The sequence below is a fragment of the Rummeliibacillus sp. NPDC094406 genome (genome assembly GCF_044763875.1).
In the GTDB taxonomy this organism is placed as follows: Bacteria; Bacillota; Bacilli; order Bacillales_A; family Planococcaceae; genus Rummeliibacillus.
Genome location: NZ_JBIWGZ010000001.1, coordinates 392,365 through 417,116 on the forward strand (window position 1 = coordinate 392,365; position 24,752 = coordinate 417,116).

The window sequence follows — 24,752 nt, forward strand, 5'->3', positions numbered from 1 at the left end:
AAGATGTCAGCACATAGATTAGTAATTGCTGGTACTGGTAGTGGTGTCGGTAAAACAACATTTACAATTGGATTAATGGCTGCATTACAACAAAAAGGTTATCAAGTACAAGGATTCAAATGTGGACCAGATTATATTGATCCCACATTCCATACTGCAGTTACAGGTAGACCTTCTCGTAATTTGGATAGTTGGATGTTTGATGATAAAACGGTTATAGATATTTTGGAAAGAAACAGCAGAGATGTAGATATTTCTATTATTGAAGGCGTAATGGGTTTCTATGATGGAAAATCTCCTTTAGAAGATCGAGGTTCAACAGCTGAAATAAGCATCTTAACGAAAAGTCCTGTATTACTAATTGTCAATTGTGCAAGTATGGCTCGTAGCGTAGCTGCTATTGTAAAAGGTTTTCAACTATTAAACGAAAACGTCAATATAGTAGGTGTTATTGCTAATCAGGTTGGAAGTGAAGGACATTATAAAATAGTGAAAGCTGCTGTTGAACAAGAATGTGGTATTCCAGTAGTTGGCTATTTAAAAAAAGAACAGAATATCCATATGCCAAGTCGCCATTTAGGGTTAATTCCTGCAATCGAACGAGGAGAATTACAGCCTTACTTCCAAGAACTAGGTGATTTAATCAGTGCAACCGTCGATGTAGAAAAAATTTATCAACTATCATCTACTAGTCATCTATCAACCATTCAGCCAAGTATGTTCGAACAAAAAATGAATAAACAAGTTAAAATTGCAGTAGCTAAAGACGCAGCATTTAACTTTTACTATGAGGAAAATATCGAATTACTACAAGCGAATGGGGCAACAATTGAGTATTTCGCACCGTTAAAAGGGGAAGAAGTACCTTCTGATGCAAATGGGCTTTATATTGGTGGAGGTTTTCCAGAAGAGTTTGCGAACGAACTATCACTACAAACTGCAGTGAAAGAATCAATACATAACGCAATTTCGAAAGGTGTTCCAACATTAGCTGAATGTGGAGGTTTTATGTTCTTAACGGAGGCAATTTTCACTACTGATGGAAAACGCTTTGAAATGGTTGGCGCTATACCAGGAACAATAGAGATGCAAACCAAAAGAGTTGCATTAGGATATCGTGAAATTTTTGGTGTAAAAGGGAATTTCTTAATCGCAGAAGGTCAAGAAGCAAAGGGGCACGAATTTCATTATTCTACCTATTCACAACCAGAAGACATCAACTATGCCTATGAAACAAAAAGCCGTTTTAAAAAACAAGGTGAAGGTTATATGCATGAAAACTTAGTCGCAGGATATACACATTTCCACTTCGCTTCCAATCCACAATTAGTTGTTCAATGGATTGAGCAGTGTAAAAACTATCAGAAGAAAGCTGTGGATTTAAATGGCTAATTATTATCCAATGATGTTGAATATTGAAAATCGCCCTGTTGTAGTTGTTGGCGGAGGAACAGTTGCTTCACGTAAGGTTGTAAGTCTATTAAAAGCTCAAGCACATGTGACTGTTATTAGCCCGGAATTATCGCCAAAACTCCAAATCTTAGCTGAAGAAAACACAATTCAATGGAGAAAGAAAACCTTTACACCAGATGATTTAAACGATGCATTCTTGATCATTGCTGCTACCAATTCTTCTAAAACAAATGAACTGGTAGCTAAATCAGCTAATAAACATCAGCTTTGTAATATCGTTGATCATGAAGAGCTTAGTCAATTTATTGTGCCATCAGTGGTTCAACGTGGTCCATTGACAATTGCTGTTTCTACATCAGGTGCAAATCCAAAACTCGCAAAAGAGATAAAAAAAGAATTAGAAGCGCAGTATGACGATTCTTATGAAGATTATATATTATTCTTGCAAAAGGCAAGACGTCAAATTATTGATGAAGTAAAGGATCCGAAACTTAAAAGTGAACTCTTAAAAGAACTCCTAGATTCACAGTTTTTAACATTGACTAAAACAAAACAAATAGAAGAACGTGAACAACTATTTGAGAAATTAATACAAAAGGGGACAATTCAATGACTACAGGAAAAGTCTATTTAGTAGGTGCAGGCCCAGGAGATCCTAAACTAATTACTGTATATGGCCTAGAGTGCATTCAAAAAGCAGATGTCATAGCATATGATCGTCTAGTGAATCCATCATTATTGGAACATGCAAAAGAAGGCGCAGAACTTATTTTTTGTGGTAAATCCCCAGGAAAACATCATTTCATCCAAGATCAAATTCATGATTTGTTAGTTGAAAAAGCACTTGAAGGTAAAATTGTTACACGCTTAAAAGGTGGAGATCCATGCGTTTTTGGCCGAGGCGCGGAAGAAGCAGAAGTGTTAGTTGAACATGGTATTGAATATGAAATTGTTCCTGGAATTACAGCAGGTATTGCGGCACCAGCTTATGCAGGTATTCCTGTTACTCATAGAGAGTTTGCTTCAAGTTTTGCGATTGTAACTGGACATGGCCGTGAAGAGAAAGGGCAAGATCACTTAAACTGGGATGCATTAGCAAATGGGATTGATACGATTGCTTTTTATATGAGTGTTGGAAATCTTGAGCATATTAGTAAAAAGCTTATTGAAAATGGCAAACGTGCAACTACGCCTGTTGCGGTAATTGAATGGGGAACAACAGAACATCAACGTACGATAACAGGAACTTTGGAAACAATTCACGAACTTGTTGTTCAAGAAGAATTTCATAATCCATCGATGGTATTAGTTGGGGAAGTTGTTCAACTACGAGAAAAAATTCAATGGTATGAAAAGCAAATTTTTTTAATTTAAGGAGAAACAAATATGACGATTATTGAAGCTATTCAAGAGCGCAGAGCAATTCGAAATTACGCAGATCGACCTGTTGAAAAAGAAAAAATTGAAAAACTGTTAGAAGTAGCTACATATGCACCAAATGATCGATTACGTCAGCCATGGCATTTCTATGTGATACAAGGCGAGGCAATGAAACGTTATGAAGAAATGGCGACGGAATACTTACAACATCGCTTTCCAACAAAACCACATTTAGTAGAAAGTTCTTTAAAAGTAGTAACTACTACACCCGTTGCAATTGTTGTTACTTCCTCATTAATTCCAGATAAACCGGATGATTCAGAAGATAATATTTTCGCAACTTGCTGTGCAATCCATTCGATGTGGTTAGCAGCACAAGAATTAGATTTAGGCTTTGTATGGAGAACCAGAGGAGTAGGCTTAGTCCATGATCAACGCATGCATGATTTTATCGGAACACCAGAAAATGAAAAAGTAATTGGTACAATTTTCATTGGTTATCCCGAAGAAGGCACAGAAGTTCCTGCAACTGCAAGAGTTCCATTTGAAGAGAAAACTACTTGGTTATAAAAAAGGAGAATGGAAAATGGCACGTCAAGGATTATTTTTAATCTACACAGGTGATGGAAAAGGAAAAACAACTTCATCACTTGGTGTTACATTACGAGCAATCGGTAGAGGTTTACATGTAAAATATATGCAATTTATCAAATCACCTGAACGTACATATGGTGAAGCATTAGCCCTTCGAAAACTCGGTGTAGAAATGGAACAAATGGGCATTGGTTTTACTTGGACTAAGACACCAGAAGAACATCGTAAAGCTTTACAATTAGCCTGGCAAAAAGCTAAGACTGCACTAGCAGATCCTTCTATTGATTTACTAGTTCTTGATGAATTAAATAATGCTTTATCTATTGATAAATTCCTAATCGATGATGTTCTTCCATTGCAAGAAGTAATTGAGGCGATTCAAAATCGTCCTTCAACTATGCACCTTGTCATCACGGGTAGAAATGCAAAAAATGAACTGAAAGACTTAGCTGATTTAGTATCAACGATAGATGCAACAAAGCATTATTACGAAAGAGGAATACCAGCAGTAAAAGGGTTAGAATTTTAAGGGAAGAAGGTTAGCTTATGACTGCAAAAGCACTAATGATTCAAGGTACCGCTTCAGATGTTGGTAAAAGTATGATATGTACCGCATTTTGCCGCATTTTTTCTGATGATGGATTGAAAGTTGTTCCCTTTAAATCTCAAAATATGGCACTCAATTCGTTTGTTACAATTGATGGTGGCGAAATTGGTCGTGCGCAGGGTGTACAGGCTGAAGCTGCTAGAGTCATAGCAACTACAGATATGAACCCCATTTTACTGAAACCAAAACAAGATATGGTCTCAGAAGTCATCGTACATGGTAAGCATTTTATGGATATGAGTGCGACAAGTTATCGAAATAATTTTGTTGAACAAGCGATGCCGATTGTAGAACAATCAATACATAAATTACAAAATGAATATGACCTTATTGTATTAGAAGGTGCTGGAAGTCCTGCTGAAATTAACTTAAAGGATCGAGATATAGCCAATATGCGTATGGCTCACGCTACAGATGCTGCAGTGATATTAGTTGCAGATATAGAGCGAGGAGGTATGTTCGCATCAATCATAGGAACATTAGCACTTCTTGATGATTCAGAAAGAGCACGAGTTAAAGGAATCATTATTAATAAGTTTAGAGGAATGCGTGAGTTACTAGATGATGGTGTAGAATGGCTTGAAAAAGAGACCGGGATTCCTGTTCTCGGTATCATTCCTTACATTGATATTAATATTGAGGCAGAAGATTCCTTAGCATTATCCTCTTTACGTTTTAAAAAGCCAAAACAAGATGAATTTGAAATCGATATAGCAATGATTCGTTTACCACGTATTTCTAATTTCACTGATGTTGATCCATTTTTTGATGAGCCAGAAGTAGGCGTTCGCTTAGTTCGTAATATAAAAGAGCTAGGTAATCCAGATTTGTTGATAATACCAGGTACAAAAAATACAATTGAAGATTTACAGTGGTTAAAGGATGAAGGATTTGAAACGGTTATCCATAAACTCGTCGAAAAAGGAACGCGTATTTTCGGAATATGTGGTGGCTTTCAAATGCTAGGACACTCACTTCAAGATCCTCATGCAGTAGAAGGGGATGGAGGAAATGCAGTAGGCCTTTCATTATTACCCGTAACAACCATATTTAATAAAGTGAAAAAGACCGTACAAATGACAGGGAAAGTTTCTGTAGATGTCTTCGAAAAAGATATGGAATTAACAGGTTATGAAATACATCTTGGAAAAACAGTTATAGAAAATGAAAATTGTTCACCCTTTTTAGCGTTATCAGATGGGCGAAATGATGGAGCCGTTACAAAGAATGGACAAATAATTGGGACATACTTTCATGGTATCTTTAATAATCGAGAGTTTACTAGAAAAATAGTGAATGAACTACGATTTAAAAAGGGACTTGATCCAATTGATCAGAAAGTAAAGACAGATGCTGAAAGACGAGAAGCTGCCTATCAATTATTAGCTGATCATGTGAGACAAAATATTGATTTGGAAAAAGTATATAGGATGCTTCAAACCACTATCTAATCAATTTAACAAAAAATGAGAAAGACAGAATCCATAAAGATTCTGTCTTTTTAATTATTTTCTAAAGAGGGAAACAGATTTAACAGAAAAAGAAATGTATATTCTGTATCAAAAATATTAAACATTAAATGACTTTCTATTAATATGATAGAAATTGAATGAACCAATTAGACAAAAATGGAAAGTTCGTTTCATTTAAGAGTGAGAACAGCATACAAATAGTAAGTTAGACTCGATAGTGGTCATGTCTTTTACCTAGACTTCTACCGCCGTCGTTTTCCCAACGATCAATGTCCCCTCCATAATCGTCCCGGACGTCGGGTATTTCTCCGCCTCTAGGAAGGGGAACAGTTCTTGCTATTGAAATACTCACAATATCATCAATGACATTTTATATATCATCCTTTTTTTATAAATATTTCATATCAATATCTATATTATGCAATGTATATGTGGTGGATGCCTGCACAGTTCATGAATATCTTCGATTGCTGTACGCTTTCTATATTTCTTTAAAATTTTTGGTGAATTACTTAATTGCTTTACAAAAAATTAATATCGTTGTACAGTTGAATAGTCGAGTATACAAGTGAACATATATATGAATTCGGAGGTGAAACGTTGAAGCCATCATTAGATGAAAATCAACCACTTTTTCAACAAATTGCACAAATCATATTAAATGACATCGTAGAAGGGCATTTAAAAGAAGGAGAACAATTGCCCTCCGAGAATGAATTGTCTCGCTTTTACAATATTAATCGTGCAACAGTAAGAAAAGGGCTTCAATCTTTAGTGGATGATGCTTTTGTTTATAAAAAAAGAGGTATCGGAATGTTTGTGAGTGAAGGAGCTTATCTAAAAATAATAGATGAACGGCAGAAACAATATCGTCAGAATTATATAATCCCTCTATTAGAAGAAGGAGCTCGTTTAGGGATGGATGTCCAAAAGATTATCCAACTAATTAAAAAGGAGGATCAATCATGATAGAAATCAATCAGGTTCACTTTAGTTATGATACAACCAAAATATTGGATGACTTTAATCTGTCCGAGAGAGAAAAAATCATTGTTGGACTTTGGGGGCGAAATGGAACTGGGAAAACAACCTTTATGAAGTTGTTAGCTGGGCATTTAAAACCTGATCAGGGTGAGATAAACATAATGGGATTTAATCCTTATAACCATCATCAAACATCTAATCATTTATGTTATATGCAAGAAGAGCATCCATTCAGTGTAATTTGGAAGGTAAAAGATGCGTTACGCTTTGGTAGTTATTACAATCCAAATTTTGATATGGATTTCGCTAAAGGGCTTTTAACTGTTTTTAATTTGGATGAAAGCAAAACTGTGACTAAGCTCTCTAAAGGTATGAAATCAGCACTGCAATTTATTATAGGTATTGCTAGTAATGCTGAGATAACAATACTTGACGAACCGACCAATGGCTTAGATGCAGGTATGCGTAAGAAATTTTACAAAGTATTAATGGAGAGTTATGAAGAAAACCCGAGACTTATTTTTTTATCCTCCCATCATATCGAAGAAATTCAAACACTATGTGATGCGTTGGTGGTGATTCATGATGGTAGGGTAGTTCTCCATGAAACAATGGAAACGATGAGGGAAAAAGGTATTTGGTTAAGTGGGGAGAAGACTTTTTTATTAAATATAATCCAGTCGCATACTGTGTTAGAGCAACAAGAAATGGGTACTAAAATGAAAGTCATGCTTGATGAACCTTATACTGACGAATGGAAGCATATTGCTCAGACCAATGGCATATCAATTGAACCAGCATCCCTACATGATTATTTATTAAATCGAACGGAAGAACGAAATGAGGTGAGCATATGAACTTAAACAGTGGGACATTTAGGTTGGTTTATGAGAATGCATTATTTACGTTCGGGAAGATGATTTTACTATATTTCACAATCCCATTATTTTTGTTATGGTTATTCATTGGCTATTTCTTCACCTTGGGAGAAGATGTTGTAGCCGCCATCTCAGGACCAGCTTATGTTATTATTTCTTTGTTTGCAATTACAGGATTCAAAAATATATTCCCTGTAGCAATAGGGATGGGAAGTACAAGAACTAATTTGTTAAAAACCTTTTCTATGGTGAGTTTAGTAAGTGTCCTAGTCACCGTATTTTTTTTAAACATCTTTCAATGGATGCTCTTAACGCTTTATGAGCGCTGGAATGTAGCTGCTAATATATTGCATCCAGCAATCTTATTTAAACAGGAATATTCATTTATTTCTTATTTTCTAATAGATCTTATGTTTGTAACATTTATCTTTTCCATCACCTTCCTATTATTCACTATTTATTATAGATTAGGATTAAAGAAGAGTGTAATTTGGTTAATGGTTTTGTTAATTATCGGTACGTTGCTAAATTACAGTGGAGTAGTTAATTTTTCATTATATAGTTGGTTAACAACTAAGGATTTAAATGTTACAATTTTGTTTACTTTTATCACTATAATAAGTTTAATAGCGCTATTAATGACGTATCCAATTATGCGAAATGCTCCATTACAACCAAAATCCAAGAAAGATTAATGTTTGCAATAAAGACAGTCGGTGATTTTTTGGAAACCTTAAAGAGAATGCTTACATTGGGCAATCCCTTATGTTTATGGATTTTTTGATAGGTACCCATATAAATAACAATTGAATGAAGGAAAAATTTATTGACCGAAACTTTTAGTTTAAATTTATTGGGCAGATCATTTTGTAGCGAGTTTTCTTAAAACAACAACTAAAAAAACTTAGAATGGGGTATCTTCAAGAAAATGCGGGTAGACAACGCTAAGCAAATTACGGCATAGAAAAAAATCGATTCCTTTTATTTTTTGGAACCGATTTTTTAATTTGGCTTATTAAGCTAACGCCCTCGTTAGTTTAAGTGGAAATTCACAATTTTCCCTTTCTGGATCTTCCCTCTACTAAATTTATATTTTTCATCACATTCTTATACCCGCTTTTTATAAGAACTCATTGCAAAGATATAAGCCACTATCATAATCCCAACACACCAAGCAAGAGCAATCCATATATCATTACCCACTGGCTGACTTGACAACAACGCACGAATGGATTCAACTATCGAGGTTACCGGTTGATTTTCGGCAAATGCGCGAACTGCCGACGGCATAGAATCAGTTGGTACAAACGCTGAACTGATAAACGGCAGGAAGAGTAACGGATAGGAAAAGGCGCTTGCACCTTCCACCGATTTTGCAGACAGTCCAGCAATCGCCGCGATCCAAGTCAGGGCGAGTGTAAACAGCACGAGTATTCCGGCTACGGCAAGCCATGACAGCACCCCCGCCGATGATCGAAAGCCCATAATGAGCCCAACGAGAATGATAACGACAATAGAAATGGCGTTGGATACAAGCGAGGTTAACACATGCCCCCACAGCACGGTGGAACGCGAAATCGGCATGGAGTGAAACCTCTCAAATATACCCCTTTGCTTATCTAAAAACAGGCGGTAAGCCGTATAAGAAATACCACTCGCAATCGCTATTAGCAATATGCCGGGCATCAGGTAGTTCACATAGTTATCTGTACCGGTTTTGATTGCACCACCAAACACATAGACGAACAGTAGCATAAGTGCAATCGGCATGATAGTGACCGTAATGATAGTGTCTATGCTTCGCAGAATATGGCGCATGGAACGTCCAAGCATAACGCTCATGTCGCTGAAAAAATGTTTATTCATTGTTACTTTTCCTCCTTTTTATTGATGATTGTGAGGAATATCTCCTCCAATGAAGGTTGTTTTTCCACATACTCCACCTTTGCAGGTGGAAATAGTTTTTTCAGTTCCTCAAGCGTGCCATTGGCAATAATCCTACCTTCATGCAGAATAGCAATTCTATCAGCAAGCTGTTCAGCTTCCTCCAAATACTGAGTAGTCAAGAATACCGTCGTGCCGCTGTCAGCAAGTTCTTTGACTACCTTCCAAACCTCGATTCGAGCCTCGGGATCTAGCCCGGTAGTCGGTTCGTCGAGGAAAATGAGCTGCGGTTTTCCCACAAGACTCATGGCGATATCGAGCCTGCGACGCATACCGCCTGAATAAGTAGAAGTCCTGCGATCAGCGGCCTCAATCAAACCGAAGCGTTTTAACAACTCATCCGCAATTTGGCTTGGATGTTTAAGGTGCCGCAGCTTGGCAATCATTATAAGATTTTCCCTCCCGGTCAAAACCTCATCCACAGCGGTGAATTGCCCGGTGAGGCTGATCGACTGCCGTACATTATCGTCCATTGACACAACCTCGAATCCGTTTACGAAGGCAGTCCCTCCATCCGGTTTCAGCAGGGTGGAGAGGATTTTGACAATCGTTGTCTTACCGGCACCGTTAGAGCCAAGCAGAGCAAAAATATTTCCCTTTTCCACCTCGAAATCTACACCCTTTAGGACCTGAAGCTTCTTGTAGGATTTTTGCAAACCTTTTACTTCAATTGACATTTTTCGCATATTCATCTCCTCCTTATATAACAGTAACGTTTGATAAATCTACTTCCATTCCTTTTAGCGCAGCGTAGGTCAGTTTATCCATCATTGCGCCATCAAAACAGATGGATTTAATAGCACGGTAATATTTCTTAGATAAGGTAAACCCTGAAATGAAAGACACATTTTTGAGTGTTGCGCCTTTGAATGAAACTTCTTTTAACGCCGCCTTGTCAAACTTAACGCCGATAAATGTCTGACCATCTAAACAAAGCCCTGTCAGGTCAGAATATTTGAAGTCCACACCGTCAAAGATACAATTTTCAAAGATTGTTTTTCTTAGGTCGGTCATGGTTAACTTAACGTCGGTCAGTTTTACATCTATAAATTTTGTTCCGACCAGCCACGACTTGCTGAAGTCGGTACGTACAAGAGTGGATTTATTGAAGCTCGAATCCGCAAGGTCAATAGCAGATAGGTTGCAATCAGTCAGATTTGCATTGTCAAAATTGGCTTCACGCACATCACTTGCTTTAAATAAGCTGCCGGTCAGGTCTGCGCCGGAAAAGTCGGAACCGTGCAATGCACTTGCCACAAATTTTCCTTTATGTGCGGTAACACCCACGAAGTCACTATTTGGTAAATTGCTTGCGCTGAAGTTTGTTAGTACCTGACGCTCCAATGAGCGGGAGAGGTTGGCAACCTCCTGTACCGTTTGTTCGATGTCGCCGATGCTATAAATAGTCATCTCAAAGGCTGTATCATCGGCCTTACCTTCTTTTTTTAGTTCACTAAACCGCTCCTGTAGATCGGAGAGTAGATCAACTTTTAGTTCGTCAACACTTTTTACCCCATTATATGGAGCAAAAACACCATTCACGTATTGGGTTAATTTCTCGTTCATCACATCACATCTCCTTACAATAATTTTTCTAGTACATGCTTTGCATACTCCCAATTGCTTTTGTTGTTGGCATAAGTAGATTTACCCTTTTCGGTAATCTTAAAATACTTACGCCGTCCTCCCTGAGATTCATCGCCCCAGTACCACTCGATATCGCTGTCTGCTTCAAGTCGCCGAACGCTTGAGTACATCGTGGCTTCCTTTAACTCATACTTGCCGCTAGAGCGTTCAGAAATCTGCTTAACAATCTCATATCCATAGCAATCAGCTTCAGATAAGAGCCGTAAAATCATCGTATCAGTATGGCCACGAAGCAGGTCGGATGTGATTTTGTTTTCGCTCATATAACCACCTCCATTCATATAATATGCAACACAGCAAACTACTGTGACTGTCAAGGTAATATAATAATCATAATAATTTAATTAAAGAGCCGTAAAATCATCGTATCAGTATGGCCACGCAGCAGGTCGGATGTGGATTTACACTTGCTCATATAACCATCTCCAAACATATAATATGCAACACAGCAAACTACTGTGACTGTCAAGGTAATATAATAATGACAATAATTTGTTTTAAAGATTAATATTTGCAAATATACACTAAATCAATTTTGGTAATCATCTCTAAATGGTCAGTTCTTATTCGTTTGTTTAGACAAAAAAAGACCCCAAATCCTTTAACCGGGAGGGCCATTAAATACCTTTATTACTATATACATATACATTTTTAATTGAACCTCATAAAAATCTTTACACCATATCAGAATAATTACGTGAGATGGGACAAATAGAAAAAACAATCTTTATTCTTAATTATAAATCGGATGAATATTTAAGAAGGAAAATATGAAAGGTTTGAATAAAGGAGAAGCCATGGATGGACTGGCAAGAGCTATTTTCTTCTGAAAACAAGGGGAACTTCGGGAGCAAACCATACAGCATAAATCGCAAAGGGCTTTCTAAAAGGTATTAAAAGAAGGATAGTAAAGCAAAAAAAATATTTGCATTAATCTATCCTTTTTTAAAATTTTTAATGACCTCATACTACTACAATATCAAAGTATGATCACAACAAATATTAAACCCCATAAATTAACTTCTTATTTAATAAACTCTTTTAGAATAATGTCTTTGCAGTTTATTTCAGAAAGCAATTCATCTAAATCAATTATTTCAAATGGGAAGACTATGCCATTTAGTTTTTTATGTACTGTAACTTTTGCCAATACGGCTGTAACCATTGCGGTTGTATGATAATCAGAAAAGGTAGATAAGGTTAATGTCTTTATCCTTTCTTTATTGTCGATTGTTCCTTTTACCTCAACAGTAATAAGAGCCTTTTCATTTTTAGAAGGATTATGTTTAACAATTTTTGAAAGGAACTTATTGTTATCTAACTTAACTATAGTATTAATTATCCCAAGATTTTTAAGTAAGGAGATTAGTTTATTAAAAAAATAATTATTCCAGGAAGTCCAATAGTTTATTTTTTCAACCTTTATTTTTTGTTTTAGAAAATTCTTTTCAGCATGATCTATTAATCTTACTTCTTTATCATTGTAATGTTCAAAATGCATTATTCTTTTTTTGTTGAATCCTAATAAGTTTACTATTTTGTCATCTTCGTAATAATCAACATCTTGAGAAATGATCTTTAACATATCTAAAATACCAGAGACTCCAACTTTTGCGTTCGTATTTTGCAGTAATCCAATATTCACTTCTGTTACTTCTTGAAAATTTGAAACGGCTTTTTTAACCATTATTCCAGATAATCCAGGAAAGAATCCAGACATTACAATCGAACCAGCCTTATTTTTTTCTGAATCTTGATATAATGATTGTATTTTCTTTGCAAAATCAGAGAACGGAGTTACATCTATACAATTAATATTATTATCAATACAAGCTCTTTGAATATCTGGGTCTTGTTGTTTTAATACAACGACTACAACATCAATATTTTTAATTACCCTTGATATATTCTCTTTATTTGTTATATCTAAATATTGAAATATAACTTCCTGATTAAAAGACTTTGCTAATTTCTTTCCTCGTTCCTCTTGATAATCTGTTACTACTAAAGTTACTTGATTATTAAATATTCGAAGTACCTCCTTACAAACTAACCTACCAAGAACCCCGGAGGCTCCAACGACCATTACTTTTTGCATAATAATAACCCCTCATTACAAATTTTCTATATATGTACAGCAAAAAAAGCTATCGATTTAGTAAATTATACCATAGACATATTTATTAAAAGCTCTATTCATTCATTTTTAGGAGGGGCAGGGGTAAACGGAAACATCACCTTTTCTTAATATACAATCCTTTTACATTGCGTTAATGTGGGTTTTACAATGTGGATTTATACTGAAACAGTAAACAATCAACACAAAACAACACCAATTGGAGGAAAATGTTAATGAATCAAAAATGGAGCAAGAAATCTATTCGATCTATTCAAGCAGCGGTGTTAGGGATAAGTTTACTAGGCTTAGCTGGATGTGGAGCCAAAGAAGATTCTGCTGCTCCAGTTATTAGTGACCCAAATAAGTTAACAATCGGAGAAATTGAAGCAAAAGCAAAAAAAGAGGGGGAAATTAATAGTGCTGGTATGCCTGACTCATGGGCAAACTGGGGACAAACTTGGGGCGACATTACCAAAAAATACAATTTAAAACACGCTGATACTGATTTGTCCAGTGCCGAAGAGATTGCCAAATTTGAAGCAGAAAAACAGAATGCAACAGCTGATATCGGTGACATGGGGATGTCTTTTGCTCCAATTGCAGTAGAAAAAGGATTGGCTCTACCGTATAAAACTTCTCATTGGAATGATGTACCTTCATGGGCGAAAGATGATAAAGGGAATTGGGTCGTTGGATACCAAGGTACGATTTCCTTTTTAACAAATAAAAACTTGGTAAAAAACCCTCCAAAATCCTGGGATGACATATTAAAGGGAAATTATAAAGTATCGATTGGAGATGTTCTGAACGGAGCACAGAATCAGATGGGTGTGCTTGCTGCAGCAATGGCTTACGGTGGTAGTGAATCAAATATTCAACCTGGGATCGACTTTTTTGCGAAGCTTGCCAAACAAGGACGTTTAAGTCTAACAGATGCAAAACCGGCCAATATTGAAAAAGGTGAGGTACCAGTTGCAATTGTTTGGGATTTCAATGCGCTAGGTTATGCTAACCAAATCAACCGTAATCAATTTGATGTAAGCATTCCAAAAGAAGGTTCCGTAGTAAGTGGCTACACGACTATTATTAATAAATATGCAAAACATCCATATGCTGCGATGGCGACTAGAGAATATATCCTTAGTGACCAAGGACAAATTAACTTGGCGAAAGGATATGCTCGTCCAATTCGTGATGATGTAAAACTTCCAAAAGATGTTGAAAACAAATTAATTCCAAAAGCAGAATACAAAAATGCAACACCTATTAAAGACCCTAAAGCTTGGGAAAAAACGGCTAAAACGTTACCACAATTATGGCAAGAGGAGGTAGTAGTAAATGTCAAATAAAGTTATAGCGATTGTTGTTGATGGCATGCGATACGATAAGGGGTGTGAAACATTTGGATTTGTTCAGCACCTGGTTGAAACGAATCAAGCGGCACTTTATAAAGTAAAGTCAGAGCTTCCTAGTCTTTCTCGCCCATTATATGAAGTGTTACTGACTGGTACACCTGCATCAATGAATGGTATTACATCAAATCTAGCTGTTCGTCTTTCTTCACAGAAAAGTATTTTCCATCTTACTAAAGAAAATGGCCTAAGAAATGCAACGGCATCTTATTACTGGGTAAGCGAGCTTTATAATCGTGCTCCATTCAATTATATTGAAGACCGTCATCAAGATGACGAGTCTAAACCAATTCAACATGGATCATTTTATTGGGATGATGATTATGCAGATAGTCATGTCCTAATGGATGCAGAAGCATTACGTAGAAAGCACGATCCACACTTTTTATACATTCACACATTGGGAGTTGATGTAAAAGGTGAAATTTTCGGATCAGAATCAAAAGAATACCGTGAACAAATTTTAAAAGTGGCAAGCTTGTTAGCACAGCTTTTACCTACTTGGATCTCAGAAGGTTACCATATATTAATTACATCTGACCATGGTATGAGTGAAACAGGTAACCATGGAGGCATCACTGATGGTGAACGTGACGTACCGCTTTTCATCATCAGCCCAAGAATTGAAACTGGTATTCACGAGGAAGTCGTTCCACAATTGGCCTTTGCACCTCTTGTTTGTGAACTCTTAGGTATTGAACAAACCGAAAAAATGATTACTTATCCATTCCCTGGGTTGAAAGAAGAGATCGTCCATTAAAAATTACAGATTATCTATTATACGATTAAGGAGCTAAACTTTGTAAAATATGCTTTTATGTCTTCTGTACTTTCAGAAGGGAATTCCCCAAATATTGTTTGAATCGATTTAGCATATTTAGCTAAATCGATTCAAATAAATTGCTAGCACAATAGAGGAGAGAAAAATCTTGCTCAAAATAAAAAAACAAAAGCTGTTTTTATTAGCTCTTTTACTGCCATTTTTCATTCTGGTAATTGGCTTTGAAATTGGACCGTTAATTTCCATGGTGAAAGATAGCTTCTATGCAGACGATGGAATCAAATTTTCATTGGATCAATATATAACTATATTCAAAAGTAAATTTTACTTACAAGGGATTCAAAACAGTGTTCTTATTTCAATATTTTCTGCAATAACTTCTATCATTGTGGCGATTGTTTTGGCTTATTCCTTTACAAAATTCTCAAAGAAAGCTCAAAACCGGCTACTCATGATTGCTAATATGACTTCTAATTTTGAAGGAATTCCTCTTTCATTTTCATACATTATTTTACTCGGAAACAATGGGCTATTTACTTTACTCTTCGCCAAACTTGGAATGGATGTTTTTGCCCACTTTAATTTATATTCCTGGACAGGATTAATTCTCGTTTACGTTTACTTTCAAATACCATTGGCTATTATGCTTCTTTATCCCTCCTTTCAGGGGATTAAACACCAATGGAATGAAGCTGCAGCGTTATTAGGAGCTTCTAAACTTAAGTTTTGGATTCATATCGGACTACCAGTTTTGTTACCTAGTATTGTTGGTATATTCAGTATTTTGTTTGCGAATGCCATGGGGGCTTATGCAACAGCCTATGCCTTAGTCGGAAGCAACTATAATCTATTATCATTGCAAATAGCAAATCTTGTTTCTAGTGAAGTTACATTAAATCCACATCTAGGTAGTGCACTGGGTGTTCTATTAGCATCAACTATGATCGTAGCAATGTGGTTTAATCAGCGAATGATGCGTCGAGTTAGGAGAGATTTACGATGAAGTCTTCTATGAAATTTCATAAATCTGCCGTAGGGTTATTAATCATTTATTTGTTAATTCCGTTACTGGGTACATTTTTATTTTCCATAGCTGGTACTTGGGATCATACCATTTTACCTGAGTCTTGGACAATGAAATGGTATATTGAATTATTTCAAGATCCACGATATTTTGCTGCATTTCTACGAACGCTATTTCTGATTGTTATGACAGTAGGACTCAGTATGTTAATCATGATACCTACCATTTTTATCATAAATGTCTATTTACCTAAATTGGAAGGATTGCTTCAAACCCTAGCCATGCTTCCTTATGGAATTCCCTCAATTGTTGGGGCTGTTGGGTTAATTAAGTTATATTCCAATGGACCGATTCAAATTTCCGGTACACCGTGGATTTTGATTGGTGCTTATTTTGTAACGATTTTACCATTCATGTATCAGGGGATTAGCAATAGTCTTCGGACCATAAATGCAGTAGAACTTGTTGACGCCGCTGAATTACTGGGGGCAACAAAATTTCAAGCCTTTCGATCAGCAGTGTTACCCAATATTTTATCTGGTATTTTAGTATCTACTCTTTTATCCATTGCTCTTTTATTTGGTGAGTTTTCTTTTGCTAAGCTACTTGTTGGAGGGCAATTTGAAACTCTGCAAATTTATCTTTCTAACCAAATGATTAGTAGTGGCCATCTTTCAAGTGCAATTGTCATAACGTATTATTCAGTTATTATGATTTTAACATGGGTAATTTTAAAAATTACGTTTAAAGATCCAAAAAAGACTATTTCTACTAAATAAGAAATGAAGCTTAAGCAATATTCTAAAAAAATAACTTCTTTAGAAGGAGATAACTTATGACATATGTAACGATTGATCAAGTGACCAAAAAATATGATAATCAGGTGGTTTTAAATAATATTTCCTTAACATTACAAAAAGGCGAATTTGCTACCCTTCTCGGGCAAAGTGGATGTGGGAAAAGTACATTATTACGTTCGATAGCAGGACTTGAAGAAGTGGATGTAGGAAATATCTTAGTCGATCAAAAGAACATTACGAACTTATCATCACGCCAGCGTGAGGTTGGTATGGTGTTTCAGTCTTATGCTCTTTTCCCTAATATGAATGTTTTTGATAACATCGCATTTGGTCTTAAAATGAAAAAAGAGAAAAATATAAAATTAAAAGTGCAAAACATGATTGATATGGTTGATTTGACAGGTAAAGAAGGTTCCTATCCTCATCAATTATCTGGCGGACAACAGCAGAGGGTTGCACTTGCACGTGCACTTGTGATGGAACCGAAAGTATTACTTTTGGACGAACCATTAAGCGCGTTGGATGCAAAAATCAGAAAAAACCTACAAAAGGAATTAAGAAGAATACAAAGAGAATTGGATATTACAACAATCTTTGTTACCCATGATCAAGAAGAAGCGATGACGATGTCTGATAAAATCTTTATTATGAATCAAGGAAACATTGTTCAATCTGGTACACCTTCAGACATTTATGTTTCTCCGGTCAATACATTTGTTGCAAAATTTATCGGAAACTATAATGTTATGAACTTGAACGCTTTTAATCAGCTTGTCAGTGGTAGCGAATTGAAGGGACAGGATGTAGCAATTCGTCCGGAAGTTTTACAATTGGTACCTGCTGATCGCGAACTCCCTGCACAATCAGATAATTGGAAAGCCAAGGGATCTATTAAGGATATTTCCATGACAGGGAATGTGTTAAGATATGAAGTGGAAGTGGATAGTTCAATTTTCCACGTGGATTCGCTTCACCATCAAGGCGGAATTCTTGATAAAGGCACATCTGTTCAAATTCTTATACCCAAAAAAGATTGTATCGCTTTATAACTTATGAGTATTTAGGAGATATTAGGACTTATGACCATTTTACCCGAGGAAAGAAAGCATGAAATATTAAATTTACTTAAAAGAGATGGGAAAGTAAAAGTCGCTGATTTAGCTAAACAATTTAGTATTTCTGAGGAATCCATACGGCGCGATTTGACGATGCTTGAAGAGAAGGGGTCCCTAAAAAAGGTTTATGGTGGGGCGATTGCAACCATCTTCCAATCAGGAGAGCCTCCATTTGAACAGCGAACAACAGTAAATCAAGCAGAAAAGATTATAATAGGAAAAAAGGCAGCAGAACTTATTTCCGATGGTGATGTTATTGCGATCGATGTCGGCACCACCACGCTTGAATTTGCACATTTTATTCAAAATCGAAAGAACTTGACCATTCTAACAAACTCTATTCCTGTCTCTACTGTATTAATGGAATCTCTCAATCAAAACAAATTTACAGGAGAGATCTTATTGCTGGGGGGACAAATTGACCCTAAACAGCAGTCTGTAAGTGGGCATCTAACCGAACAAATGTTGAACCAATTCAATATTGATAAGGCGTTCATTTCAGCCGGTGGTGTATCGATCCAGAATGGAGTAAGCAATTATCATTTAAACGAATCGTTCGTTTCTCGAATCATGGTCGAAGTGTCAAAACAAATCATTCTATTAGCTGATCATTCTAAATTAGGTGTGGATACCTTCAATAAAGTTTGCCCATTAAATAAAGTCGACATGATTGTCTGCGATCAGACATATCCATATACCTGGAAGGATGACTTAAAGGCTTACGAAACCGAATGGATTAAAGCATAGGAGGAGCCAAACAATATGAGTTTAATTGCAATCGATTTAGATGGAACACTATTAAACCATCAAAATGAAATTAGCAAAGAAAATTTAAGCGCCATCAAGAATGCTCAAGAAAATGGAATAGAAGTGGTCATATCAACAGGTCGAGCCTATTTTGATGTGAAAAATATTTGCAAAAAGGCCGGACTATCAACCTATGTAATCGGAACAAATGGTGCAACCATTCATTCAAAAGATGACAAGCGGATTGATGTCACTACGATAGATAAAAACAGTGTCCTTTCTATTCTCCAGTGGCTAGATGAACGTGAATATTACTATGAAGTTTTTACAGATAAAGCTATTTATGCTCTAAAAAAACACAGAGAGCATTTTCATAATGAAATTCAAATCCTAAAAAACAGTAATTTAGACGAAAAAATGAAGGAAATTGTTGATGTAGCCGAAAGGCAATTTGATCAATTTGGTTATGTTTTAGTTGAAAACTATCATGATATCTTAAATATAGAAGAAAACTTTTATAATATATTAGCATGTTCCTTTGATCAAAAGAAATTGATAGAAGCAAAAGAACTTATCAAAAGTATGGATGGTGTAATGGCCGTCTCATCAGCCGACCATAATATTGAAATAACAAATAATAACGCTTCAAAAGGAATTGCGCTTGAAAAATTAGCTACTTTATTGAAGCTTTCCCTTAATCGTTCAATGGCTATTGGTGACAGCAACAATGATTTATCCATGTTTAAGAAAGTTGGCTACAGTATTGCAATGGGAAATGCAAAAGATGAGATAAAAGAAATTTGCACCGCAACCACACTAACAAATGATAAAAATGGTGTAGCTCACGCTATTTACCTATACCTTGAAAATATCGTATTACAAAAATAACATGCTAATATGGTAGATTAATATCTTTATATGCATGACAATTGTGATTTTGAAAAGAAAAGCGGGCGAAAAAAAGGAAATTTGAGTTATATTTTTTGAATTTTTAAAAAATATAGGTAAATTTTCCGTATTAAAGAATCGTAAGCAATTAATAATGGAACTACAAAAGGAGATCCATCAGATGGCATGGATTTATTTGATCATTGCAGGATTATTAGAAATAGTGTGGGTTGTAGGCCTAAAATATTCACAAGGATTTACTGTACTAATCCCTAGTGTTTTAACGGTGGGAATCATTATTTTTAGTTTTTTCTTATTATCTAAAGCAATACATTCCATACCAATTGGAACTGGATATGCTATTTTTACAGGTTTAGGTACCATTGGAACTGCTGCAATTGGCGTCATTTTTTGGGGAGAACCCATCAATATGTTAAAAGTGTTCTTTATAATGTTAATGATTATTGGAATCATTGGATTGAAAGTTATACCAGAAGGTGTCAAGAGAAATGTACAGAGGTAGGTAAATAAAATGATGTCTTGGTTTTTACTTCTTATCGCCGGCTTAGCTGAGATAGGTAGTGTCATAAGCCTTAAGAAAGCTAATGGATTTACAAAATGGTTCCCTTCAATAACCTGTCTTTGTTTTGGAAGCTTAAGCTTTTATTTTCTTTCACTTTCCTTAAAAACACTCCCCATCGGGCCAGCATACGCAATTTGGACAGCCATTGGCTCTGTAGGAAGTGTACTATTTGGAATGATATTCTTCCAAGAATCTAGAGATAGGAAACGAATTGCTTTAATCATTTGCATTCTAATTGGAGCAATTGGTGTTAAAATAACCTCTGGACATTAAACCATTAGGACCCTCGAATTCCAATTTAAAAGGAGAAAAGTGATGAGTGCATTTCAGATAGATGGAAAAACAGTAGAAGATTTGAAAAATGAGCACCCTTTACTGAAAGAGTTAATAGCAACAAAGGAAATATTTTGGACAAATCCTAAATATGAGTTGTTTCAAAATGGAATGAAGAAAACAAAGCTAGATGAAGTAGATGTAAAAGGGGCGGAGGAGAGATTAAAACGATTTGCTCCTTACATTGCTAAAGTTTTTCCAGAAACAAGTAAGTCTAATGGAATTATAGAATCTCCAATAGTTAAAATTCCATCAATGAAACAACATTTAGAGCAAGTTCATGATCTTCAAATACCAGGAGAGTTTTTACTAAAATGTGACAGCCAGCTACCTATTTCAGGCTCTATAAAAGCAAGAGGTGGTATTTATGAAGTTCTAAAATATGCAGAAAAATTACTTCTAGAAAAAGAAATGATTACGATGAAAGATGATTATTCTTTAATTGATAATGAGGAATTCAGAAACTTCTTATCACAATACTCCATTGCAGTGGGATCAACTGGTAATTTAGGACTTAGCATTGGAATAATGAGTGCAAAAATGGGTTTTAGCGTAACAGTTCATATGTCTGCAGATGCAAAAAAATGGAAAAAAGATCTCCTTAGAACTAAAGGAGTAACCGTGATTGAATATAAAGAAGATTATAGTCAGGCAGTAGAAGAAGGGCGAAAGCACGCCAATAGTCAGCCAAACTGCTACTTCATTGATGATGAAAATTCTAGCGACTTATTTTTAGGTTATGCAGTGGCAGCTTCACGATTGCAAAGCCAACTAATCGACATGAACATAACTGTTGATGAAGACCATCCACTATTTGTATACCTGCCATGTGGAGTAGGGGGAGGTCCAGGTGGAGTGGCATTCGGTTTAAAATTAGCTTATCAAGATCATGTCCACTGTTTCTTTGCGGAACCGACCCATTCGCCTTGTATGTTACTTGGATTAGTAACGGGATTACATGATAAAGTTTCTGTTCAGGATATTGGTATAGACAACCTAACAGCGGCAGACGGGCTTGCAGTAGGAAGACCATCTGGTTTTGTTGGCCAAACAATGGAGCCATTTTTAAGTGGTTGTTATACGGTAAGTGATGATAATATGTATAAACTACTAAGTGCTATGATTGATTCAGAAAATATTCACCTTGAGCCATCTGCACTTACAAGTGTGTTTGGCCCAAGCCAATTACTTAAAGAAAAATCAGGACAAGAATATATCAAGGAACATAACTTAGAGGGCATATTGAAAAATGCCACACACATCATGTGGGCTACAGGCGGCAGTATGGTCCCTAAAGAAGTGATGGAAGAATATTATAAAAAGGGATTGGGTTGTTAAGATACACAATTAATTTTCTAGAGAGAAACAAGATACACATCTTTTATAAAAAGCATTACCTATATACATTTTCAAACATGACAAATTCAAAGTTCTTACTTAATAAACAAGGATAATGCCTCTATCAATGTCTAAATCCAAATACGCAAAATTATTAGACCCTAACAATATTATCATAATATGTTAGGGTCTTTATGTTTACTAATGTATATTAAACCGAATTTAGATAAAATTATCTCTAGATGGATTTTTTGATAAAAAGATATTATGAACTAAACAAAGCGGAGCATTTGTAGAATACATTAATTATTTTGATGTCACTCAAAAAATAAAATAGATAAAAATTGATAATAAAAAACTTATATATCTATCTATGTTGATGTGGAATTAGCGAAGACTCCTGCGGGAAAGCGAGACAGGTGAGACCCCGCAGTGAAGCACGGTACGGGCTTCCGAGGAGGCTCAACGCTCGCCCGCGGAAAGCGAAGCTAATTCCACATCATGCAAAATTAGAGATTAATAAATGTTCGTATATATATTATGAAATTGATTATATATATCTTTACAATTAAAAAAGTAGTTGGAAGGAAAGATATTCCCTCATCCAACTACTTCTTTATTTTTATTGCAAGCTAATTTTTATAAGTTTGGTTTTAAACCCGTATTTGCTTTAACTTCAACTTCAGCATATTTTTTAGCATCTGCTTTTTGGCCAACAAGTGAACCAATCCAACCTGCTAAGAAACCAAGTGGTACAGAAACAATTGCAGGATTTGTAAGAGGGAATAATGGTGTACCTGTTAGAATTGCGGCACCATCTGGATTCCAAATGTTAGGACTTAATGATACAAGTACTAAAGCAGAAACTAAACCTGTTACCATTGCAGAAACTGCACCAGTTGTATTGAATTTTTTGTAATAGATTGTGTAAATGATAACTGGTAAGTTCGCACTTGCTGCGATACAGAATGCAAGTGATACTAAGAACGCTACGTTTAAAGTTTGTGCACCTAAAGCAAGTATGATAGAGAATACTGCTACACCGATTGATGCAAAGCGAGCAGCTTTCATTTGTTGCTTTTCAGTAACATTGCCTTTTTTAATGATTTGTCCATAAATATCATGAGCGAATGCAGATGCACCTGATAGTACTAAACCTGCTACTACTGCAAGAATTGTTGCGAATGCAACAGCACAAACAAATGACATTAGTAAGTCGCCACCTAAAGCTTCAGCAAGTAGGGGAGCAGCCATGTTACCAGCAGGGTTTGCTGCTATAATTTTCTCAGCTCCAACAAATTTTGCTGCACCGAATCCTAAGAAAATAGTTAAGATATAGAAGATACCTACAATCCAAGTTGCAGTAACTACTGAACTACGTGCTGTTTTTGCATCTTTTACTGTGAAGAAACGCATTAAGATATGAGGAAGACCTGCAGTACCCAAAACTAATGCGATCATCATTGATAAAGTATCAACACCATTTGAATATTTTACGCCAGCATTCAAGTATGCTTCTCCATGAGGAGTTGCTGTTTTAACCGATGAGAACATTTCTAAAATATTGAAATTGAATTTCATTAATACAAGGAATGAGATAATGACAGTACCAATCATTAATAACACAGCTTTAATAATTTGTACCCAACTTGTTGCAGCCATACCACCCCAAAGAACATAGATTGTCATCATGATACCAACAAGTAAAACTGCTACCCAATAATCAATACCTAATAATAATTGAATAAGTGCGCCTGCACCAACTAACTGTGCAATCATGTAGAACAATACAATTACAATTGTGCTAACTGCTGCTGTCCCACGAACTTTTTTCTGATCAAAACGTGCAGTAATCATATCTGCTAAAGTATAACGTCCAAGATTTCGTAATGGTTCAGCCACAATATATAAAACTACTAAGTAAGCAACTAAATAACCAATACTATAGAAGAAACCATCAAATCCAAATAGAGCAATTGCACCAGCAATACCTAAGAATGAGGCTGCTGATAGATAGTCACCTGCAATGGCAATACCATTTTGCCAACCTGTAAGTCCACCACCTGCAGTATAGAATTCACTTGCAGAATTAGTTCGTTTAGAAGCAATATAAGTTACAACTAATGTTAAACCTACGATTGCTAGGAAGAATATGATTCCAACTGTGCTCATTAATAACCACCATCCTTAGCCTTTTCAATGATTTTATTTGCATCTTCATCAAATGAAGCTGCTTTTTTAACATACGTCATACATAAAATCCATGTCATGATGAATAGACCTAACGAATAAATCCATACCCATGTAATATCCCCAATTGCTTTCCCATCCAAAACTGAAGTAAAAGAAGTTAAAATAGGAAGTAAAATATAAAGTCCTAAAAATAAAATGGAAATAGGTAATATAAATCCGGTTTTCTTCTTTACAAGCGCTTTGAATTCAGAACTTTCTGAAATCGATACATACTCTTCAGGAGTATAATCTTTTTTAGTTCCTTTCCCCGATTGCCTTGTAGCTTTCTCTTGTCCCAAAGCATGATCTTTTTGTAACGTATTTGATAGATCTTGACTCATATCAAATCCCCCTTTGTTTATTCGTGACTTTGGAAGTGCTTCCAAATCCTTAAAATAATAATATTCAAATTTGACGAAAATAGCAACATTTTTTTTAGAAAAAATAATTATTTTTCTATT

At 35.7% G+C, this 24,752-nt stretch carries 26 protein-coding genes and 1 pseudogene; 20 read left to right on the forward strand and 7 right to left on the reverse strand.

Going from position 1 to position 24,752, the window contains the following annotated elements; genetic code table 11:
- Positions 1-3 precede the first annotated feature (3 nt).
- The 9 genes from ACIQ4I_RS01925 to ACIQ4I_RS01965 all read left to right on the forward strand — a co-directional run bounded on the left by ACIQ4I_RS01925 (position 4) and on the right by ACIQ4I_RS01965 (position 8,023).
- Entirely contained in the window at positions 4-1,392 is a 1,389-nt protein-coding gene (locus ACIQ4I_RS01925) for a cobyrinic acid a,c-diamide synthase CobB (protein ID WP_403092295.1), read from the forward strand.
- Positions 1,385-2,026, forward strand: coding sequence for an NAD(P)-binding protein (locus ACIQ4I_RS01930; protein WP_403092298.1), 642 nt, complete (start codon positions 1,385-1,387; stop codon positions 2,024-2,026). Before ACIQ4I_RS01925 ends, ACIQ4I_RS01930 begins: the two co-directional genes overlap by 8 nt.
- Positions 2,023-2,787, forward strand: coding sequence for a uroporphyrinogen-III C-methyltransferase (gene cobA / locus ACIQ4I_RS01935; RefSeq protein ID WP_403092300.1), 765 nt, complete (start codon positions 2,023-2,025; stop codon positions 2,785-2,787). The genes ACIQ4I_RS01930 and cobA overlap by 4 nt, the downstream gene beginning before the upstream one ends.
- Positions 2,788-2,799: 12 nt before the next feature.
- A complete protein-coding gene (locus ACIQ4I_RS01940; protein WP_403092302.1) occupies positions 2,800-3,363 on the forward strand; it encodes a nitroreductase family protein in 564 nt (187 codons plus the stop codon).
- 16 nt (positions 3,364-3,379) lie between these two features.
- Complete coding sequence (locus ACIQ4I_RS01945) at positions 3,380-3,916, forward strand: cob(I)yrinic acid a,c-diamide adenosyltransferase (protein WP_403092304.1); 537 nt, start codon at positions 3,380-3,382, stop codon at positions 3,914-3,916.
- A gap of 17 nt (positions 3,917-3,933) precedes the next feature.
- The gene (locus ACIQ4I_RS01950) at positions 3,934-5,445 is read left to right on the forward strand and encodes a cobyric acid synthase (RefSeq protein WP_403092306.1); all 1,512 of its coding nucleotides are present in this window, start codon (positions 3,934-3,936) and stop codon (positions 5,443-5,445) included.
- A gap of 621 nt (positions 5,446-6,066) precedes the next feature.
- The gene (locus ACIQ4I_RS01955; RefSeq protein ID WP_403092308.1) at positions 6,067-6,435 is read left to right on the forward strand and encodes a GntR family transcriptional regulator; all 369 of its coding nucleotides are present in this window, start codon (positions 6,067-6,069) and stop codon (positions 6,433-6,435) included.
- Positions 6,432-7,307, forward strand: a complete 876-nt coding sequence (locus tag ACIQ4I_RS01960) for an ABC transporter ATP-binding protein (RefSeq protein WP_403092310.1) — start codon at positions 6,432-6,434, stop codon at positions 7,305-7,307. The genes ACIQ4I_RS01955 and ACIQ4I_RS01960 overlap by 4 nt, the downstream gene beginning before the upstream one ends.
- Positions 7,304-8,023, forward strand: coding sequence for a hypothetical protein (locus ACIQ4I_RS01965; RefSeq protein WP_403092312.1), 720 nt, complete (start codon positions 7,304-7,306; stop codon positions 8,021-8,023). Before ACIQ4I_RS01960 ends, ACIQ4I_RS01965 begins: the two co-directional genes overlap by 4 nt.
- Before the next feature lie 412 nt (positions 8,024-8,435).
- On the opposite strand, the gene ACIQ4I_RS01970 is transcribed toward ACIQ4I_RS01965, so the two are convergent.
- From ACIQ4I_RS01970 to ACIQ4I_RS01985, 4 genes are read right to left on the reverse strand one after another with little or no spacing between them, the layout of a single operon-like run.
- The gene (locus tag ACIQ4I_RS01970; RefSeq protein WP_403092313.1) at positions 8,436-9,194 is read right to left on the reverse strand and encodes an ABC transporter permease; all 759 of its coding nucleotides are present in this window, start codon (positions 9,192-9,194) and stop codon (positions 8,436-8,438) included.
- Between the two features lie 2 nt (positions 9,195-9,196).
- Positions 9,197-9,958, reverse strand: a complete 762-nt coding sequence (locus ACIQ4I_RS01975; protein WP_403092315.1) for an ABC transporter ATP-binding protein — start codon at positions 9,956-9,958, stop codon at positions 9,197-9,199.
- A 13-nt stretch (positions 9,959-9,971) separates the two neighbouring features.
- Positions 9,972-10,838 (reverse strand): pentapeptide repeat-containing protein, encoded by an 867-nt coding sequence (locus ACIQ4I_RS01980; protein ID WP_403092316.1) that lies wholly within the window; start codon positions 10,836-10,838, stop codon positions 9,972-9,974.
- 14 nt (positions 10,839-10,852) lie between these two features.
- A complete protein-coding gene (locus ACIQ4I_RS01985) occupies positions 10,853-11,182 on the reverse strand; it encodes a PadR family transcriptional regulator (protein WP_403092318.1) in 330 nt (109 codons plus the stop codon).
- A gap of 430 nt (positions 11,183-11,612) precedes the next feature.
- Between ACIQ4I_RS01985 and ACIQ4I_RS01990 the strand changes: the two are divergent.
- Positions 11,613-11,746, forward strand: a pseudogene (locus tag ACIQ4I_RS01990) (Tn3 family transposase); the annotation flags it as partial.
- Between the two features lie 197 nt (positions 11,747-11,943).
- Here the strand turns inward: ACIQ4I_RS01990 and ACIQ4I_RS01995 are convergent.
- The gene (locus ACIQ4I_RS01995; RefSeq protein ID WP_403092320.1) at positions 11,944-13,017 is read right to left on the reverse strand and encodes a saccharopine dehydrogenase family protein; all 1,074 of its coding nucleotides are present in this window, start codon (positions 13,015-13,017) and stop codon (positions 11,944-11,946) included.
- Between the two features lie 254 nt (positions 13,018-13,271).
- Here ACIQ4I_RS01995 and ACIQ4I_RS02000 point away from each other — a divergent pair, with 254 nt between their 5' ends.
- The 10 genes from ACIQ4I_RS02000 (at position 13,272) to ACIQ4I_RS02045 (ending at position 22,059) form a co-directional block, all read left to right on the forward strand.
- Positions 13,272-14,387, forward strand: a complete 1,116-nt coding sequence (locus ACIQ4I_RS02000; protein ID WP_403092321.1) for an ABC transporter substrate-binding protein — start codon at positions 13,272-13,274, stop codon at positions 14,385-14,387.
- A complete protein-coding gene (locus ACIQ4I_RS02005) occupies positions 14,377-15,210 on the forward strand; it encodes an alkaline phosphatase family protein (protein ID WP_403092323.1) in 834 nt (277 codons plus the stop codon). The genes ACIQ4I_RS02000 and ACIQ4I_RS02005 overlap by 11 nt, the downstream gene beginning before the upstream one ends.
- Before the next feature lie 169 nt (positions 15,211-15,379).
- Entirely contained in the window at positions 15,380-16,234 is an 855-nt protein-coding gene (locus ACIQ4I_RS02010; protein WP_403092325.1) for an ABC transporter permease, read from the forward strand.
- Positions 16,231-17,034: an ABC transporter permease gene (locus ACIQ4I_RS02015; RefSeq protein ID WP_403092327.1), complete on the forward strand. Its 804-nt coding sequence runs from the start codon at positions 16,231-16,233 to the stop codon at positions 17,032-17,034. Before ACIQ4I_RS02010 ends, ACIQ4I_RS02015 begins: the two co-directional genes overlap by 4 nt.
- Positions 17,035-17,090: 56 nt before the next feature.
- Positions 17,091-18,104 (forward strand): ABC transporter ATP-binding protein, encoded by a 1,014-nt coding sequence (locus ACIQ4I_RS02020; RefSeq protein ID WP_403092329.1) that lies wholly within the window; start codon positions 17,091-17,093, stop codon positions 18,102-18,104.
- 30 nt (positions 18,105-18,134) lie between these two features.
- The gene (locus tag ACIQ4I_RS02025) at positions 18,135-18,917 is read left to right on the forward strand and encodes a DeoR/GlpR family DNA-binding transcription regulator (RefSeq protein ID WP_403092331.1); all 783 of its coding nucleotides are present in this window, start codon (positions 18,135-18,137) and stop codon (positions 18,915-18,917) included.
- Positions 18,918-18,932: 15 nt separating this feature from the next.
- Positions 18,933-19,805 carry a Cof-type HAD-IIB family hydrolase gene (locus tag ACIQ4I_RS02030; protein ID WP_403092333.1) on the forward strand — a complete coding sequence of 291 codons (873 nt, stop codon included), beginning with the start codon at positions 18,933-18,935 and terminating at the stop codon, positions 19,803-19,805.
- Between the two features lie 181 nt (positions 19,806-19,986).
- Positions 19,987-20,328 (forward strand): DMT family transporter, encoded by a 342-nt coding sequence (locus ACIQ4I_RS02035; RefSeq protein ID WP_403092335.1) that lies wholly within the window; start codon positions 19,987-19,989, stop codon positions 20,326-20,328.
- Positions 20,329-20,337: 9 nt separating this feature from the next.
- Positions 20,338-20,661, forward strand: coding sequence for a DMT family transporter (locus tag ACIQ4I_RS02040; protein ID WP_403092337.1), 324 nt, complete (start codon positions 20,338-20,340; stop codon positions 20,659-20,661).
- 42 nt (positions 20,662-20,703) lie between these two features.
- Positions 20,704-22,059, forward strand: a complete 1,356-nt coding sequence (locus ACIQ4I_RS02045; protein WP_403092339.1) for a D-serine ammonia-lyase — start codon at positions 20,704-20,706, stop codon at positions 22,057-22,059.
- Between the two features lie 639 nt (positions 22,060-22,698).
- Here the strand turns inward: ACIQ4I_RS02045 and ACIQ4I_RS02050 are convergent.
- Together ACIQ4I_RS02050 and ACIQ4I_RS02055 are read right to left on the reverse strand one after the other, a co-directional pair.
- Positions 22,699-24,231, reverse strand: a complete 1,533-nt coding sequence (locus ACIQ4I_RS02050) for a solute symporter family protein (protein WP_403092341.1) — start codon at positions 24,229-24,231, stop codon at positions 22,699-22,701.
- Positions 24,231-24,632: a DUF485 domain-containing protein gene (locus ACIQ4I_RS02055; protein ID WP_403092343.1), complete on the reverse strand. Its 402-nt coding sequence runs from the start codon at positions 24,630-24,632 to the stop codon at positions 24,231-24,233. The genes ACIQ4I_RS02050 and ACIQ4I_RS02055 overlap by 1 nt, the downstream gene beginning before the upstream one ends.
- Positions 24,633-24,752 lie beyond the last annotated feature (120 nt).